Source organism: Nonomuraea spiralis (assembly GCF_014648435.1).
GTDB classification, from domain to species: Bacteria; Actinomycetota; Actinomycetes; order Streptosporangiales; family Streptosporangiaceae; genus Nonomuraea; species Nonomuraea spiralis.
Window position 1 is genome coordinate 208,859 of record NZ_BMRC01000001.1, and the last position, 15,988, is coordinate 224,846.

Here is a 15,988-nt window from a genome sequence, read left to right on the forward strand (position 1 = left end):
GTCACCACGGCCCCCGGTAGCCGGGCGGCGGCGTGGCCCCCTCGTACGCGGCCACCGGCCGCCCCGCCAGGAACGCCCGCAGCGCCGCCAGGTACGCCGCCCGGCTCCCCGCGTAGGCGAACCCCGCGCCGGGGATCGCCGCGCGGACGTCGGCCGCCGCCGCCCAGCTCTCCGCGTCGCACGGCCCCTTGACGACCAGTACGGGCGCCGTCACCCGGGCCAGCCCCTCCCGGAGCCCGCGCGGCGACGGCCGGTCGGCCAGGCCCGCGTACCCGCCGGAGCCCGCGGCCGGGACCGCCGGGCAGGAATCCGCGGCCCCCCGCGGGAGCCCGGCGGCGCGGGCGTCGAGCTCGGCGTCGCCGGCGAACGTGTGCGCCGCGGCCGGCTCGACCCGCAAGAGTATGTGCACCGCCAGCATCCGGGGGCTCGGCGGGCCGCCGTCCAGCAACGACGCGGTACGGGCCCGGTCGAGCCCGGCGGGGGAGTCGAGCACCGCCCTGGCCACCCGGTCCGGGCCGTCCGAGAGGTAGGCGGCCGCGAGGCGGGCGCCGTCGCCGCGGGCGACCAGGTTCAGGCGCTCCGCGCCGATCGCCTTCCGTACCGCCTCCAGGTCCGCCACGTCCCGCGCCAGCCCGTACGCGGCCGGGTCGGGCAGCCGGGCCGAGCGTCCGGTGCCCACCTGGTCGTAGACGTAGACCGCGTACCCGTCGGCGGCCAGACGGCCGTAGAAGGCCCGGTCGGCCGCCAGGTCCGCGACGCCGGGCCCGCCGGACAGGACCACCACCGGCTCCGGACGGGTGACCCGCTTCGGCGCGACCCGTACGTAGGCCAGCCGCGACCCCGTCGGCAGCAGCCACTCCCGCTGCCCGGCCACCGGCGGCCCCGCGACGGACTGGACCTGCGGCGGCGTCAGCGTCGCGCCCGCGACCCGCCAGACCACCGCCGCCTCCACGGCCAGGATCAGCGCCGCGCGTAACCAGCGCCCCCACACCGCGCGCGGCCGGGGAACGCACAGCAGCAGCCCGAGGAAGAGCACCGCGGCGAACACCGCCAGCCCGGTCACCGTGAAGACCTCGGGCCGCGCGCCCACCATCGCCGTACCGGCCAGCGCCGCCAGCCCGGCCACGGGCGACAGCGCGAGCACCGCGGCGCCCACCACAATCCCGGCGAAAGACCTCACAGGGGGACGCTAGCCCCCGACCGGGGAGGGGAGCGAGCGGCGTGCGCGGGAGCGTCCAGCACCAGGCCGGGATAGAGGTGGGAGGAGGGAACCTCGATGACGTAGTCGCTCACGCGATCACCACTGCCCCGCGGGACGGCTTTCAGCTTCCGCCGAAGTGAGGATGGCGCTTACCTGCACCAATGAGGTGAAATATCAGGGTTCCCTACAGCTAGGAGAGTCCCCCCGTGTCGTTGTTCGACCTGCCGATCGAGCAGTTGCGCAGCTATCTCCCCGACCGCGACGAGCCCGCCGACTTCGACGACTTCTGGTCCCGTACGCTGGCCGAGGCCGGGCGGTTCGACCTGGCGGCCGAGTTCACGCCCTACGACCTGCCGCTGCCCGGCGTCGAGGTGTACGACGTGTCGTTCGCCGGGTGGGGCGGCCACCGGATCCACGGCTGGTTCATCCTGCCGCGCGGCGTCCAGGAGCCGGTGCCCTGCGTGATGCACTACATCGGCTACAGCGGCGGACGCGGGTTCCCCAAGGACCACCTGCTGTGGCCCGCGGCCGGGTACGCGGTGTTCGTGATGGAGACCCGCGGCCACGGCGGCGCGAGCCCGGGCAGCCCCGGCGTGACCGGCGACCCGCACGGCAGCGCCGATGTGCAGGCGCCCGGCATGATGACCCGCGGCATCCTCGACCCCGAGGACTACTACTACCGGCGGGTGTTCACCGACGCGGCCAGGGCGGTCGACGTGGCCGCCGCGCATCCGGCGGTGGACGCCGATCGCATCGTGGTCTCGGGCGGCAGCCAGGGCGGCGCGATCGCGCAGGCCACGGCGGCGCTGCGCCCGGCGGTACGGGCCGCGCTGGTGGACGTGCCGTTCCTGACGCACTTCCGGCGGGCGGTCGAGATCACCGACCGGGACCCGTACCAGGAGCTGGTGCGTTTCCTGGCCTCCCGCAGGGAAGGCGCCGAGCAGGTGTTCCGCACGTTGTCGTACTTCGACGGGCTCAACTTCGCCGCGCGCGGCCGGGTGCCCGTGTTGTACTCGGTGGCGCTCATGGACTACGTCTGCCCGCCCTCCACGGTCTTCGCCGCCCACAACCACTGGCAGGGCCCGAAGGAGATCACCGTCTGGCCGTGGAACGGGCACGAGGGCGGGTCCGGCTACCAGACCGAGGAGCAGGTCCGCTACCTGCACAAGCTGCTGGCCGGCTGATCCGGCGAGGGTCCCGCCGTACCGGCGCGGTCGCCGGTACGGCGGTTCCCGTCACACCGCCTGCGCGGTCACCATGAACGACACGCTCCCCTGCGCGTCGGCACCGGCGTCCAGGGATTTGTCGTCCAGCACGGTCGCGGCCACGGGATCGAGATAGACCCGCGCGCCCTCGGTCTCGACGACCTCGTCCGCCGGCTCCGGCGCGGTGGCCAGAGAGAGGGTGAGCGAATTGTTCCCCTCACCCTGGGACGAGATCCGGATCCCGCCCTGTGCGGGTTCCGGCGCGGACGCGGTCAGATCGCGGATCGCCTGGGCTGCGTTGGCTGTCAGGGTGAGCACTACGGCTCCTCCTCACGGTCGACGTACAGAAGTTGCCTGCCATTCCCCCGATGACGAGGCCCAATCCTCCTCGGCGGTTTTCTTTGCCGAGTCCGCCGCCGCCGTCAGACGGTCCACTTCCCGTCGAGCATGAGGTCGCGTCCGTCGAGCTCGTTGACCTCGCGCCACGCCTGCACCAGCGCCGGCGTGACCCGGAAATAGCTGTACGGGCTGGACAGCTCGCGCGGGTCGAACCCGGTCTTGACCGCGAACGCGTCGCCGACGCCGGCCGGGATCGTGGCGGCCGGCTGGGCCGTCACGGTGCCCTCGATGAGGACGACGTCCCTGGTCAGGCCCAGGCCCAGGCGTACCGTGCCGGTCTCCAGCAGGTTGCGCGCGGTCGGGGTGGCGTCCGCGGTGGCCAGCAGCAGCGTGTGCCCGTCCCACAGGAACGACAGCGGGACCATGTACGGGCCCCCGCCGCCCGCCGTGGCGACCCAGGCGTCCACGTCCTGTTCGAGCCGGTCGAGCGTGTCCTGCTTGCGCTGCTCCGGGGAGCGGGCCGGTGGCGTCATCCTTCTCCTCGCACTCTCGTCCGGTCACGTCGACCGGGTGGCGTCCGTCACCATGATGACGGCTCTCCCCGGAGGAATGCGACATACGACCCTGAACCGCCTCGACCGGCCGGCATCCGGTACGGCGCGCCTGAGGAGGGAGCCGTGATCGCATGGTTACGCTCTGTGTCGGAGAAGTGTCACCATGTCATAGGAAACCTCATGCGTACTCGTCTGACCATGTTGCTGGCCACCGCGGCCGTCGTCGCCCTGTCGGGGTGCGGCGGCGCCCCGACCAACACCGCGGGGCTGGCGCCGCGGACCGACGCTCAGCCGTCCGAGCAGGACAGGACCTGGATGGCGACCATCCACCAGGGCAACCTGGCCGAGATCGCGGCGGGCCGCCTGGCCGAGAAGAAGGGTGCCACCGACCAGGTCAAGTCGATCGGCCGGATGCTCGTCGACGACCACACCCAGCTCGACCAGAAGGTGACCCAGACTGCGAGCCAGCTCGGCATCCAGCTTCCCACCTCGCTCACCGCGGCGCAGGGGGCCATGGTCAAGCGGCTGCAGGAGGCCAAGGGCAAGGACTTCGACAAGGAGTTCGTCGCCAGTATGACCAAGGCGCACAAGGAGGCCATCGAGGCCACCAAGCAGGAGATCTCCAAGGGCTCCTCGCCGGCGGTGGTGGCTCTGGCCAAGGTCGCGTCCCCGTCGCTGCTGGAGCACCTGAAGGCATTGAAGAAGGTGGAGAGCGACTGACTGGGACGCCCGCCGTGCCCGCCGCCACGCCCCGCCGCTGGGGGAGTCGGGCGAGCACGAGGTGCGGGCCCGGCTGTCCAAGGGGCTGTCCCTGCCGGGGCGGCTGCCCGACGTGCTGGGGCCGGCCGTACGCCTGCCCAGCGGGGTCGATCTGCTGCTGTCCACGGGCGCGGGCTGCCTGCCGGTGCCGCGCCGTACCTTCACGTCCGGGCCGTACTCCAGCCTGTCGCCGTACGTGTACGGAACCGGACTGTACCGTCTGGTCGCCCGTCCGGAGGGGGAACGGGTGCCCGCCGATCCCGCGCTGCCGGGGGAGGATCTGACCTTCGACCTGGTGCTCAACAGCCGCCCCTGCCTGGTCCCGCCGGATGGACGGTCCGGCTGCGGCGGGCCGCGTACGAGGGTTCCCGGCAGGGCCGGGGCGCGCGTCCGGCCTAGACCGATTTCTGGCAAAGAGTGCCGGGATTATGTGTGCCAATGCGATGATCTGGGGTATTTGTCCTTTTTGAACCAGGACGAACAATCAGGGGGATCGTCGTGGCTATGCAAACAGAGATCCGGAACCTGCTCGACTGCCATGTGATCGGGTCCGACGGACAGTCGATCGGCAAGGTGGGGCAGGTCTACCTCAGTGACCGCACCGGCGAGCCGGAGTGGGTGACGGTGCGCACGGGGTTCTTCGGCATGAAGCAGACCTTCGTGCCTCTGACCAACGCCCGCCGCTCTGGGGACGAGATCAGGGTCCCCTTCGACAAGGAGATGATCAAGGGCGCACCCAACATCGACGTGGACGGCCGCCTGTCGCTGGAGGAGGAGGCCGAGCTCTACCGGTACTACGGGATGCAGCCGTCCAACATCCCGTCCCAGCGCACGCCCATGGGCGAACGGCAGGCCCGGACCGCCGCCGGGGAGCAGCGGATCGCGGACGAGCGCGGCCGGCGCGGGGGCATGACCGGCCAGACCGGCCAGACCACCGGCCAGACCGGGCAGGCGGGCCGGCCCCGTGGCCGGGACGTGGGTGACCGCGACATCGACATGACCACGTCGGAGGAGCGGCTCCGCATCGGCAAGGAGAGCCGCGAGAGCGGTCACGTGCGCCTGCGCAAGTACGTGGAGACCGAGAACGTCCAGGAGAAGGTGCCGCTCTCGCACGAGGAGGTCGTGATCGAGCGCGAGCCCATCAAGGACGGCGAGCCCGGCACGTACGAGATCGGCGAGGACGAGCAGCAGATCACCCTGCACGAGGAGCGGGCGGTGATCGGCAAGGAGACCAGGCCGGTCGAGCACATCCGGGTGCACAAGGAGCGCGTGCAGCACGAGGAGACCGTCGAGGGCCAGGTCAGGAGGGAACGCCTGGAGGTCGACGAGGACGGCAGCGCGCGCGAGCGCACCCGCAACCGCCGCGGTGACGACCTCCCGCCCAAGCGGTAGGAGGCCGTGCCCGGTCCGCCGCGGGGGCGCCCACGCGCCCCCGCCACACCATGCCCGCCGTCGGAGGCCCCGCCCGCGGGAGCAGGAGCCGGGCCGCCGTGAGAGCGCCCTCCTGAGAGCGCCCGCCCTCAGGAGGCGGGCCCGCCGGTCCCGGCCTCCGCTGGGACCGACCAGCTCGGGCGGGCGTTCAGGGTGGCCGGCTCGAAGCCCGCGAGCTGCTTGTAGTGCAGCGCGATCTTCTCCAGCGTGTCGCGGGGGAGGACCTCGTCGATGTCGGCGAACCCCTCCGGCGCGCGTTCCTGCGCCAGCCGCAGGACGACCTCGGGCCCGTCCTCGCGATTGGCCAGCACGATCTGGTTCGTGACCGGCCGGCGACGGCTCTCGTAGAACTCCAGGCCCTGGCCGGTGGCCAGGGCGTAGGCCAGGACGCGGGCGTCGATGACGGCCTGCGTGCCGCCGTTGGAGCCGGTCGGGTACATCGGGTGCGCGGCGTCTCCCGTCAGCGTCACGGTCTCCGCCGACCAGTACGGCAGCGGGTCGCGGTCGACCAGCGGGTACTCGTACGCCTTGTGGGCCGAGGCGATGAGGCCGGGGATGTCGAGGGCCTCGCAGCGCACGTCGGCCACGTGGTGCAGGAACTTGCCGACCTCGACCTCCCGGTTCCAGTCGCCCCGGGGCGTGGTCTCGGGGGCCCGGTGCTGGATGGCCCAGTTGATCAGTTGTGTGCCGTCGGGGTCGGGCGGGGCGATCGGATAGATGACGATCTTCTGCGTGCCGTCGCCCGCCATGATCATGGACCTGCCGGTCAGGAACGGCTCGGCGCGGGACGTGCCCCGCCACAGCACGTGACCGCCCCACAGCGGCTCGCCCTCCTCGGGGAACAGCGCGGCCCTGACGCCGGAGCGGATGCCGTCGGCGCCGACGAGCAGGTCGGCGTCGTGGTCGAGCCCGGTGACGGGTGAGCCGGTGACGACCGCGTCCGGGCCCAGGCGCTCGCGTACCGCGTCGAGGAGCATGAGCTGCAGGCGGCCGCGGTGGATCGAGTACTGGGGCCAGGCGTAGCCGGCCGCCCGGCCGCGCGGCTCGGACCAGATGCGCTGCCCGCGGCGGGTGATGAAGGTCAGGTCGGCCGTCTCGACGCCGACGCGGGCCAGGCGCTCGCCCAGGCCGAGCTCGATCAGCTCGCGTACGGCGTGCGGCAGCAGGTTGATGCCCACGCCGAGCGGCCGGATGTCGCGGACCGCCTCGCGTACGGTCACGTCGGTGATGCCCGCGGCGTGCAGGCTCAGGGCCGTGGTCAGCCCGGCGATGCCCGCGCCGGCGATGACCACGCGCCTCGGACGTCCGGGTAAGGAGCCGGTCATGAGGGGCCTCCGGGAAGGAGCAGGGCGGAGACGTCGAACGGCGCCTCCAGGTAGCCGTCGCCCTTGAACTGCAGCATGAGGTCGGCCACGCGCTGCAGGCGGGCCTTGTCCACGGTGGTGGAGTAGCCGCCCAGCGTCATCGCGCCGGCGGTGGCCTGGTCGATCTTCGTGTACTTCGGCATCGCGGCCTTGGCCTCGGCCGGGTTCGCGATCGCCAGGTCCACGGCCTTGCGCAGGCCGCGCTGGAAGGCGGCGACCGTCCGCGGGTTGTCGCGGGCGAAGTCCTCAGTGGTCAGGTAGCCCGCCATCGGGAAGTCGGCGGTCGCCCCGGTGAACAGGTCCGACAGGCTGCGGGCGCCGCTCGTCCTGGCCGCGGCCTGCCAGAACGGCTCCGGCAGGACGGCGGCGTCGACGTCGCCGTTGTCCAGGGCGCCGGCCATCTGCGGGAACGGCCGTTCGACGAAGGTGATGTCGGCGGTCGTCAGGCCGGCGGGCTTCAGCAGCGCGCTGACGGCCAGCGTGGCGACGTTGCCGAGGGTGTTGACGCCGATCTTCCTGCCCTTGAGGTCGGCCAGCGCCTTGACGGGCGAGTCCTTCTTCGTCATGAGCACGAAGTTGCCGGGCTTGGCGGCGTAGGCGTCGCCGACGACCTTGAGCCGGCCCACGCCGCGCGAGGAGGCCAGGACCGCCGAGACGTAGTTGCTGTGCAGCACGTCCAGCTTGCCGCTGATCAGGTCATGCAGCGCGGCCGCGCCGCCCTGGATGACGACGGGCTTGACGGTCAGGCCCTCGGCCGCGAAGTAGCCCTTGTCGATGCCGATCTGGATGGGGGCCACCTCGGGGAGGGCCAGCATGCCGAGGTTGAGTACGGGCTTCTCGGGGCCACCGGCCGAGGGGCCGGGGTCCGTCCCGCCGCACCCGGCGGTCAGGGCGGCGACGAGTGCGGCGGCGAATATGAAGGGGGACAAGCGCGTTCGTCGTCGAAGTCCGGGCATGAACGCTCCAAAGAGTGATGACGAGGGCGTGGCGCGTGCCGGGGAAGAATGCGTGCGGAATATCCGGTTCACAATCTCATGCATTTCCGATCGCGCATTATTCGGACGTACCATAATGGGCCGGCAGGCGGCGTTCGAGAATCAGGAAAACCTGATTGAGCAGAAAGCCGAGCACGCCGAGCACGGTGATGGCGGCCCACACTCCGGGCAGGTCGAAGGAGCGCTGCGCGGCCCGGAGCCGGAAGCCGACGCCGTCGGTGGCGAAGAACTCCGCGATCACCATGAGGATCAGCGCGAGCGACAGGCTGAGCCGCAGGCCGGCCAGGATCTTCGGGGCCGCCGACGGCAGGACGACCCGCAGCAGCCGCTGCCTCGCCGGCAGCCGGAAGACCTGAGCGGTGTCGAGGTGCAGCCGGTCCACGTTCCTGGCGCCGTCGGCGGTGTTGATCAGCACCGGCCAGACGATGCCGCAGGCGATGGTCGCCACCTGCATCGACGTGCCGGTCGAGAACAGCGCCAGGAACACCGGCAGCAGCGCGGGCGGCGGCAGCGCCCGGCAGAACTGCACCGCCGGGTCCAGGAACCTGGCCAGCAGCGGCGAGCGGCCCAGGGCAACCCCGGCCGCGACGCCCGCCAGGCCGGCCAGCACCCACCCGGCCAGCAGCCGGCCCAGGCTGGAGGACAGGTCGTCCAGGGCCGTCTGGCTGATCCACAACTCACGCCCGCGCAGCGCGATCGCGGACGGGGGCGGGAAGTAGGGGTGGCGCAGGGCCCGGGTGGCTGCCTCCCAGACGGCCACGACGACGGGCACGGCCCACAACCGCGCTGCGGACCGGATCATCGGGCCGCCCCGGTCAGGGCCGTGTGCCAGCGCAGCAGCCGCCGGGAGGCCTGGGCCAGCAGGGTGTTGGTGAGCACGCCGAGCACGCCCGCCCACAGGGTGGCGGCGATGGTCAGCCGGAGCCCGTCCGGGCTGCTCTCGGCCACGATGACGAAGTGCCCGATCCCGCTGGTGCCGGCCAGCAGCTCGGTGCTGACGGCCAGGATGAGGGCGATGGCCGCGGCCACCCGTACGCCGGTCGCGACGAAGGGGGCCGCGCTCGGCAGGCTGATCCGCCACAGGATCGGCAGGGGGCCGAACCCGAAGGCCCGCATCGTCTCCTTGGCCAGCGGGTCGACCTCGCGCAGCCCGTACATGGTGTTGAGCAGGATGGGCCACGCGGCGGCGTACATGATCATCGCGACCTCGGTCTCCAGCCGGCCGGTGAAGACGAACGCGGCCAGCGGGATGAGCGCCACTGACGGGATGGGCCGCAGGAACTCCAGCACCGGGCGCAGGGCCCGTTCGACCGGCGGCAGGCTGCCCAGCAGCAGCCCGGCGGGCACGGCCACGGCCACGGCGGCGAGCAGGCCGAGCGCCCAGGCGCCGGACGTGGCCAGCACGTCGGCCAGGAAGGCGGGGTCGGCGGCCAGCCCGGCGGCGGTGACCAGGACCGCCGAGGCGAGCGGGAGCCGCGACTCCGGGACGAGACCGAGACGGCCGGCCGCCTCGGCGGCGCACAACAGCGCGGCGGTCCCCGCCACGCCGCAGACGACGGCGCTGCCGAAGAGACGGGCGGGGATCAGGCGCACGGCGACGCCTGGGCGGACAGGAGGGCGCGTAAGGGGAACGGCGGCAATGTCGGCTCTCCGGAACGTGGGCCCGGCCATTCACCACCGCTTCAGGCCGGAGGGCGGGCAGGAAGGGAACGGAAATCACCCTAACCGAGCCGGACGTTTCCGCCCGGCCGGGAAACTCCGCTTCTCGACAACGGCCTTGCCCGTTTGCCGAATGCGGAGTCACATTCCGTTGTTCCCGGCAATTTCGGCCCGCCGTTTAATAGGGCCGCCCGCGTTTCACCGGCCGTAGAGTTCGAGTTCGTTCAGCATGCTGCAGGAGTCGCCGATCTCGGCGTCGCAGTCGCGGGTGGGCTCGGTGACGATCATGACGTGCGCGCCGGTGCGGTCCACGGTGTGGTAGCGCATGGCGTAGTCGGTCCGGTCCTCGATGGTGACGGCGGGGCGGCCCCAGGAACGGCCGTCGGCGGAGACGTACACGCGGGCGCTCGCGGGGTGGCCGGGGCGCAGGCTGATGCCGATCCGGTTGATCGCGTACGGGCGGTCGAGGTGCAGGACGTACCGGCCGGGTCCGGCGGCGACCGCGCCGGACCAGTAGTCGGTGCTGCCGTCGAAGGCGCCCGCCGGGCCCGTACGCGGGTGGGCCGGGGTGGTCCAGCGCATGTCCGTGTCGACCTTGAGCGCGCCGCCGCGCTGCAGGGCGGCCAGGTCGAGCAGGCCGGGGCCGGGGGTGACGACGGTGAACAGGCGGCGTTTGATCGCGTACCAGCCGCCGTTCTCGAACTTGCCGTGGGCCGGGCAGGCCGTCTCGTTGAGCAGGCCGTCCGAGTTCACGCCGGGCAGCTTGCAGTTGTCGAACACCTGGATCAGCCGGTGCGGGCCGACCGCGGCGATGGCGGTGTACCCGGACGAGCCGTGCACGTCCCGTACGCCGTCGCTGTTGCGGTACGTCACCGTCTGCCGCCGCCACTCCTCGCCGATCCCGTCGGGGGCGATCGCCAGCCAGTTGTGCGGACGCCCGGCGCTGAGCACGAGCACGCCGTCCGGCATCAGCAGCAGCCGCGGCGCCACACCGCGCACCAGGCAGTCCTGCCCCTCGATGCGCAACGGCTGGACCGGCGACCAGGTGCGCCCCCCGTCGGAGGACCGGCTCTGGTGCAGCGTGGAGGGCGGCACGCCGTCCCTGCGCAACACCGCCAGCAGGGTGCCGTCGAGCGTCTGGGCGAGGGCGCCCTCGTTGTAGACGTAGGGCGGGTCGGGAGGGGTGATCACACCGCGCCTGGCGAACGTCCGGCCGCCGTCCTCGCTGGCGAACACCTCCGGCTGGTACGAGCCGGTCCCGCCCTGGCGGATGTACGCCGTGAACAGGATCGTGCCGTCGGCGAGCTGGATCGGCAGGCCGTGGGCGGCGCCGCCGTCGGCCTGCTCGTCGGGGGAGGTCACCGTCGCCTCCCGGCGCACCCAGCCCTCGTCGTCGGGCGAGCGTGAGGTGAGCACGCCCAGCGTGGCGGTGCCGGGCCCGGTGCGCCGCAGGTAGTACTCAAGGGCGAGCAGCCCGCCGTCGCGCAGCTCGATCGGCGCCTCCCGCAGCGGGGTCCGGTTGCTCGGGCCGAACGTGACGCCGCCGTCCTCGGAGACCGCCGCCTCGTTGGTGAGGGTGACGACCCTGTCCACGTTCGTGGTGTAGGTGACGAGGAGCTTCCTGACCGGCGCGCCGTCGCGGCCGACCGTGTCGAGCGCGGCCACGCTGGGGAACCCGGCGAAGTCGAGCCGCTGCTGCGACGACGGTTCGCGCTCGTCGGGCGCCGGATACGGATAGATCCACCGTGGTGAGACATCAGTGTCGGTCAGGTAAGGCCCGTCCGGGACCGACTTGCCGGTGAACTCCGGCAGCCGGCAGAACGTCTCACCGGTCCGCGCGACCCCGTGGACCGCGGGCAGACCGGCGGCCAGGACCACCACCGCCAGCGCGGCTCTGGGCACCGCCACCGGGCGCTCCTCTCCCTCGTCGTCACTCCGGGCCGCCGTCCCGGACCGGGCCGGCGGCTCTCTCTCATCTCTGTTCCCACATGTGGCGTTCATCTACAGGGGTCCCTGCGTTCACCTGCGCCTCATGCTTGCCAACTTTGAATCCAATATGTATTCGTTAAGTGAGAGTTGACAGGAGTGGGGGTACTTACGAGGATCAGGGCGGCACGATTAAGTGCCAATTTACGCGGGGTCTGGAGGTGGCCTCAGATGAGCATCGAGCCCAGGGCGCGAGTCGCCCCCGAGCGCGTGCTGCCGGTCTTGACGGGCCCGGTGCCGATGGCGCCGGAGACAGCGGCACAACAGAAGGTCGTCCAGCGCATCTGCGCCAGGGTGGCGCCCCAAGAGGTGGAGGTCGGCGTCGGCGAACTGCCGCCGGGCGGCCTCCAGGTGTGGATCGAGGCCCCGGTCCACGTCGATCCGCGCGAGTCATGGGTGCTCCACCACCGCATGGCCCGCGAGGTCGGTCTCGTCGGCTGGCACTGCGAGGCCGACAGCGACCGGCTGCTGGTGCTCGGCTGGAGCGCCGCCTGCCTGCACAACCGCATCCGCCTGCTGCAGAGCGGCCTCGACCGGCTCTCCTCCTTCGAGCACACCGCGCAGCGGGCCGTGCAGCTCGAAGGGGAGGACCCGCGGGGCCGGCCGGCGGCCGACGTCGCCGCCGCGGCCTGCGCCGCGGTCGGGCGGCGGCTGCGCTGGCCGGAGCGGCTGGCCGAACTCGACGGGTTCGACCGCAGCTCGGGCCTGCCCCACCTGCAACTGCTCCTGGCGCAGGTGATCGGCCTGGAGTCGAAGGTGTCCTCGGCCTGCGAGGACCACCTGATCATGGCCCGCGTGCTGGCGCGGGCCGTGTGCGAGCACTACGCCGCCCACGGCGACCTGCCCAGGGCACAGCGCGAGGTGCTGGCCGAGAACCGCCGGTGGGTGCACGCCAGCACGTTCATCCGCGGCACGGCCACCGTACGGCCGGCCGGCGCGCCCCGCCCGCACATGGGGCTGGCCGAGCGCCGGATCGCCGCAAGCGTCATCAACCACGGCGTGCCGAGGGCGACCCCCGCGGCCGTCACCCCCCGCACCGGTCACCAGGAGGGCACGTGACGACCCAGGTGCCGCTCCACGGCGGGCGGCTGCACGCACAACCCTTACGAACCCTGTAGGAGAGCTCCCGTCATGCGAACCCCACCGCATCTGCCCGCGCTCGTCCGGCACGAGTCACACGACACCGAACGCCCCCGCGCCCGCCGCCACCCCTACGGCCCGCACGAGGTGCCCGTGCAGGCCGCGCCGCGCGGCTCACTCGACTTCCCCGTCCACGCGGCCGTCCCGCCGGCGCCCCCCGAGGCGCACACGGAGCGGCGACTGCGCGAGATCAGGGAGATGTCCACCCAGGCCATCGGCTCCATCGACGACCTCCTCCAGCACACCGCCTGACGTGATATCGCATCCCCCGAGGAGAGCCATGCAGGGACTATCGCGAGTGGAACTGCGGCCGCGTGACGTGGGCGCCCACCGACCGCGTTCGCTGGCGGGCACCGAGACCCCGCACACCCTGGACGAGGTCCGCGCCCTCGTCCGCCGGGCCATGGTGAGCAAGAGCCGCCTCTACCCGGTCAGCACCGGCAGGAACTGGGGCATGGGCTCCGCCCTCCCGGTCACCGAGGACAACGTCGTCGTCGACCTCAGCCAGATGAACCGCATCCGCGGCCTCGACCTGGAGACCGGCCACGCCGTCATCGAGCCGGGCGTGACCCAGGCCCAGCTCGCCGAGGCGCTGCGGGACACGCCGTGGATGCTCAACGTCACGGCCTCCTGCGCCGACACCTCCGTCATCGGCAACGCCCTCGAACGCGGCGACGGCTGCTTCCGCTCGCGGGTGCACGACGTGGCCGGCATCGAGGCCGTGCTCGCCGACGGCAGCGTGATCACCACCGGCGGGCTCGACCCCACCGGCGTCTACCACGGACGGGTGGCCGGGCCCGACCTGACGGCCGCGTTCGTCCAGCACAACGTGGGCGTCGTCACCGCCATGGCCGTCTCGCTGGTGCCGCGCCCGGAGACGATCGGACTCGTGCACGCCCGCATCCCGCGCGACCAGATCGGCGCCGCGATCGGCGCGATGACCGGGTTCCTGCGCCGCGGCAACCCCGCCGACGGGCTCATGCGGATCCGCGAGCTCTCCCTCGCGCCCGCCCGCGACAACGGCTGGCTGCTGCCGCAGGGCGTCGACACCGGCCGGTTCACCGTCCTCGGGCCGCTGCTCGGCAGCAACGCCGCCGTCGAGCTGGCCGAGGAACTGCTGCGCAAGGCGTTCGTCGAGGTCGGGGGCGGGGAGACGCTGCGCGTGCTCGACGCCGCCGCGGTCGGCCCCGACGACCCGCTGCACACCAGGGCGCTCACCGCGCAGGGCATCCCGACCTGCAAGGGCGTACGCAACGCGCTCGGCGTCACCTCGTGCGACCAGATCGACGCCGGCCGCATGGGCTTCCTCGTGCTGCTGCCGCTGATGCCCCTGCACGCCGCGAGGACCGAACGCATCCTGGAGGCCCTCCAGGGCGCCGTCGACACCCACGGCATCGCCCTGATGGTCGAGTGGAACCTGGTCAGCCCCCACATGGCCAACGCCGTCATCCAGATCTTCTTCGACGGCGGCGACCCCGACGCCGCCCACCGCGCCCACCAGCTCCGCAACGACGCGAGCTGCCTGCTGCGCGGCCACGGCTGCGCCATCTACCGCTCCGACATCGACCACGCCGCCGCCGACGTCTGGTCCGAGACCAGCACCGCCAGCCTCGGCATGCTCCACCGGCTCAAGACCGCCCTCGACCCGGACGGCCTGCTCTCTCCCGGCCGCTACGGCGCCTGAACTTCCGAGACACCTCCGCGCCGGTCGCACCACCGGAGTGTGCCGGCCGGCGTGGAACCTGAGGCTTTTCTGCGAGGAGGACCGAGTGCGTGAGACACCAGTGGCCGTCAGGGGAACCGGCGTGACCCGCCGTCACGCCGTCATGCTGCGGCTGGTCGGCGCGGGTGTGATGCTGACCGTGATGGCCGACACCACGGCCACCACCCTGGCCGTCGGCGTGCTGCGTTACACCCCCGCGGGCGCCGGCATGCCGCTCGGCGACCTGGTCTGGCTGACCAGCGCCGCCTTCATCCCGATCGCCGCGCTGCTGGCCACGGCCGGACGCTGGGCCGACCTGTTCGGCCGCCGCCGGGTGCTGGCGTTCGGGCTGGTGGTGTTCGTGGCCGGCGGGGTCGCCACCGTGGCCGCGTCGTCCTGGTCGTTCGTGCTGGCCGCGCGGGCGGTGCAGGGCGCGGGCGCGGCGGCGATGATCCCGGCCAGTCTGGGCCTGCTGCTCGGGGAGCTGCCCGAGTCGCAGCGCCGGGGCGCGATCGCCCTGTGGAGCTCGGCCTCCGGGCTCGGCTGCCTGCTCATGCAGGCCGGCGGCGGCTGGCTGGCCGCCACCGTCGACTGGCGCGCCCTGTTCGTGCCCGACGTCGTCATCGGCATCGCGCTCCTGATCGCCTGCGCCGCGCTTCCCTCGGGCAAGCGCGGTACGGCCAAGGGCGTGCCGGACGTGCTCGGCGCGTGGCTGCTGGCCGCCGGGATCGCGGTGATCGTACTGGCCATCTCCAAGGCCATGGCCTGGGGCATGGACGTCGTGTGGCTGGCCGTCGCCGCCTTCGCGCTGCTCGGCGGGGCCCTGGCCCAGGCCCGGCACCACCGCATGCCCGCGATCGACCTGGCCCTGTGGCGGCAGCGCAAGTTCGTCTGGGGCTGGCTGGCCACCTGGTTCTTCGGCGCCCTGTCGTACGGGCTGCTCACCGTGCAGCCGCTGTACCTGCTCCACCTCGGCTACCCGATGCTGGAAGTGGCCATGTGGCTCACGCCCACCTCGGTGGCCGTCGTGGTGACCAGCTACGTAGCCGGCAAGCTGCTCAAGCACATCGGCGCGTACGGCCTCATCTACGCCGGCTCGCTGCTCTGCGGCGGCGCGTGCGTGCTCGCGCTGACCCAGTCCGGGCCGACCGTGTGGGGCCTGATCGCCAGCGTCGTGGTCGGCATGGGCGTCGGCGCCCTGGCGCCGGGCACCTCCGTGGCCACCACCCTGGCCGCCCACCCCAGCCAGTACGCGTCCGCCGTCGGCGCGGCCACCATGGCCCGCATGGTCGGCGGGGCCGTCGGCATCGCCGTGGTGTCCCTCGTCATCGACCACCCGTTCATCCTGACCGGCCCGCTGGCCGGGCTGGCCGGCGCGCTCGCCATGTGCGTGGCCATCTCGGTGTTCATCGGGGCCATCGCACTCACCAAGATCACCCGGCTGCGGACCGACCCGGGCGACGACATGATCAAGGTGCCGCGCCGGCTGCTGCTGGAGCTGCGCATGACCCTCGCCACCGTCGCGGCGGAGGCCGACGCGCTGCTGCCTGTCGAGACCCGCACGACCCCCAGGGATCACATCCCGAGGCCCCGGGCTGCCGAGAGCTCGGAGACCTACGGAACCACGCACGTCTAGTTCAACTTCGAGAAGGG

15 protein-coding genes are annotated in these 15,988 nt (G+C 72.6%); 7 read left to right on the top strand and 8 right to left on the bottom strand.

All coding sequences use genetic code 11. The features are described 5' to 3' along the window. Position 1: 1 nt before the first annotated feature. Positions 2 to 1,180 carry an alpha/beta fold hydrolase gene (locus tag IEZ27_RS00960; RefSeq protein ID WP_189645434.1) on the bottom strand — a complete coding sequence of 393 codons (1,179 nt, stop codon included), beginning with the start codon at positions 1,178 to 1,180 and terminating at the stop codon, positions 2 to 4. A 227-nt stretch (positions 1,181 to 1,407) separates the two neighbouring features. Here IEZ27_RS00960 and IEZ27_RS00965 point away from each other — a divergent pair, with 227 nt between their 5' ends. After that, positions 1,408 to 2,385, top strand: a complete 978-nt coding sequence (locus IEZ27_RS00965; protein WP_189645435.1) for an acetylxylan esterase — start codon at positions 1,408 to 1,410, stop codon at positions 2,383 to 2,385. Positions 2,386 to 2,436: 51 nt separating this feature from the next. On the opposite strand, the gene IEZ27_RS00970 is transcribed toward IEZ27_RS00965, so the two are convergent. Further along, a complete protein-coding gene (locus IEZ27_RS00970; protein ID WP_125637623.1) occupies positions 2,437 to 2,724 on the bottom strand; it encodes a HesB/IscA family protein in 288 nt (95 codons plus the stop codon). A 104-nt stretch (positions 2,725 to 2,828) separates the two neighbouring features. After that, positions 2,829 to 3,278, bottom strand: a complete 450-nt coding sequence (locus tag IEZ27_RS00975) for a pyridoxamine 5'-phosphate oxidase family protein (protein ID WP_189645436.1) — start codon at positions 3,276 to 3,278, stop codon at positions 2,829 to 2,831. Between the two features lie 201 nt (positions 3,279 to 3,479). Here IEZ27_RS00975 and IEZ27_RS00980 point away from each other — a divergent pair, with 201 nt between their 5' ends. After that, positions 3,480 to 4,019, top strand: a complete 540-nt coding sequence (locus IEZ27_RS00980; protein ID WP_189645437.1) for a DUF4142 domain-containing protein — start codon at positions 3,480 to 3,482, stop codon at positions 4,017 to 4,019. A 543-nt stretch (positions 4,020 to 4,562) separates the two neighbouring features. Continuing rightward, positions 4,563 to 5,450: a DUF2382 domain-containing protein gene (locus IEZ27_RS00985; RefSeq protein ID WP_189645438.1), complete on the top strand. Its 888-nt coding sequence runs from the start codon at positions 4,563 to 4,565 to the stop codon at positions 5,448 to 5,450. 128 nt (positions 5,451 to 5,578) lie between these two features. Here IEZ27_RS00985 and IEZ27_RS00990 read toward each other — a convergent pair whose 3' ends face one another. The 5 genes from IEZ27_RS00990 to IEZ27_RS01010 all read right to left on the bottom strand — a co-directional run bounded on the left by IEZ27_RS00990 (position 5,579) and on the right by IEZ27_RS01010 (position 11,415). Further along, on the bottom strand, positions 5,579 to 6,814 hold the full coding sequence (locus IEZ27_RS00990) for a flavin-dependent oxidoreductase (RefSeq protein ID WP_189645439.1): 1,236 nt from the start codon (positions 6,812 to 6,814) through the stop codon (positions 5,579 to 5,581). Beyond that, complete coding sequence (locus tag IEZ27_RS00995) at positions 6,811 to 7,782, bottom strand: ABC transporter substrate-binding protein (RefSeq protein ID WP_189645440.1); 972 nt, start codon at positions 7,780 to 7,782, stop codon at positions 6,811 to 6,813. The genes IEZ27_RS00990 and IEZ27_RS00995 overlap by 4 nt, the downstream gene beginning before the upstream one ends. 124 nt (positions 7,783 to 7,906) lie before the next feature. Next, positions 7,907 to 8,650, bottom strand: coding sequence for an ABC transporter permease (locus IEZ27_RS01000; RefSeq protein WP_189645441.1), 744 nt, complete (start codon positions 8,648 to 8,650; stop codon positions 7,907 to 7,909). Next, positions 8,647 to 9,441: an ABC transporter permease gene (locus tag IEZ27_RS01005; protein WP_229823027.1), complete on the bottom strand. Its 795-nt coding sequence runs from the start codon at positions 9,439 to 9,441 to the stop codon at positions 8,647 to 8,649. Before IEZ27_RS01005 ends, IEZ27_RS01000 begins: the two co-directional genes overlap by 4 nt. Before the next feature lie 264 nt (positions 9,442 to 9,705). Further along, positions 9,706 to 11,415, bottom strand: a complete 1,710-nt coding sequence (locus IEZ27_RS01010) for an exo-alpha-sialidase (protein ID WP_189645443.1) — start codon at positions 11,413 to 11,415, stop codon at positions 9,706 to 9,708. A gap of 249 nt (positions 11,416 to 11,664) precedes the next feature. On the opposite strand from IEZ27_RS01010, the gene IEZ27_RS01015 reads away from it, so the two are divergent. The 4 genes from IEZ27_RS01015 (at position 11,665) to IEZ27_RS01030 (ending at position 15,971) form a co-directional block, all read left to right on the top strand. Beyond that, positions 11,665 to 12,552 carry a hypothetical protein gene (locus tag IEZ27_RS01015; protein ID WP_125637613.1) on the top strand — a complete coding sequence of 296 codons (888 nt, stop codon included), beginning with the start codon at positions 11,665 to 11,667 and terminating at the stop codon, positions 12,550 to 12,552. A 72-nt stretch (positions 12,553 to 12,624) separates the two neighbouring features. Then, complete coding sequence (locus IEZ27_RS01020) at positions 12,625 to 12,885, top strand: hypothetical protein (protein WP_189645444.1); 261 nt, start codon at positions 12,625 to 12,627, stop codon at positions 12,883 to 12,885. 28 nt (positions 12,886 to 12,913) lie between these two features. Then, a complete protein-coding gene (locus IEZ27_RS01025; RefSeq protein WP_189645445.1) occupies positions 12,914 to 14,317 on the top strand; it encodes an FAD-binding oxidoreductase in 1,404 nt (467 codons plus the stop codon). Between the two features lie 85 nt (positions 14,318 to 14,402). Next, on the top strand, positions 14,403 to 15,971 hold the full coding sequence (locus IEZ27_RS01030; protein WP_189645446.1) for an MFS transporter: 1,569 nt from the start codon (positions 14,403 to 14,405) through the stop codon (positions 15,969 to 15,971). The last annotated feature ends 17 nt before the right edge of the window (positions 15,972 to 15,988 follow it).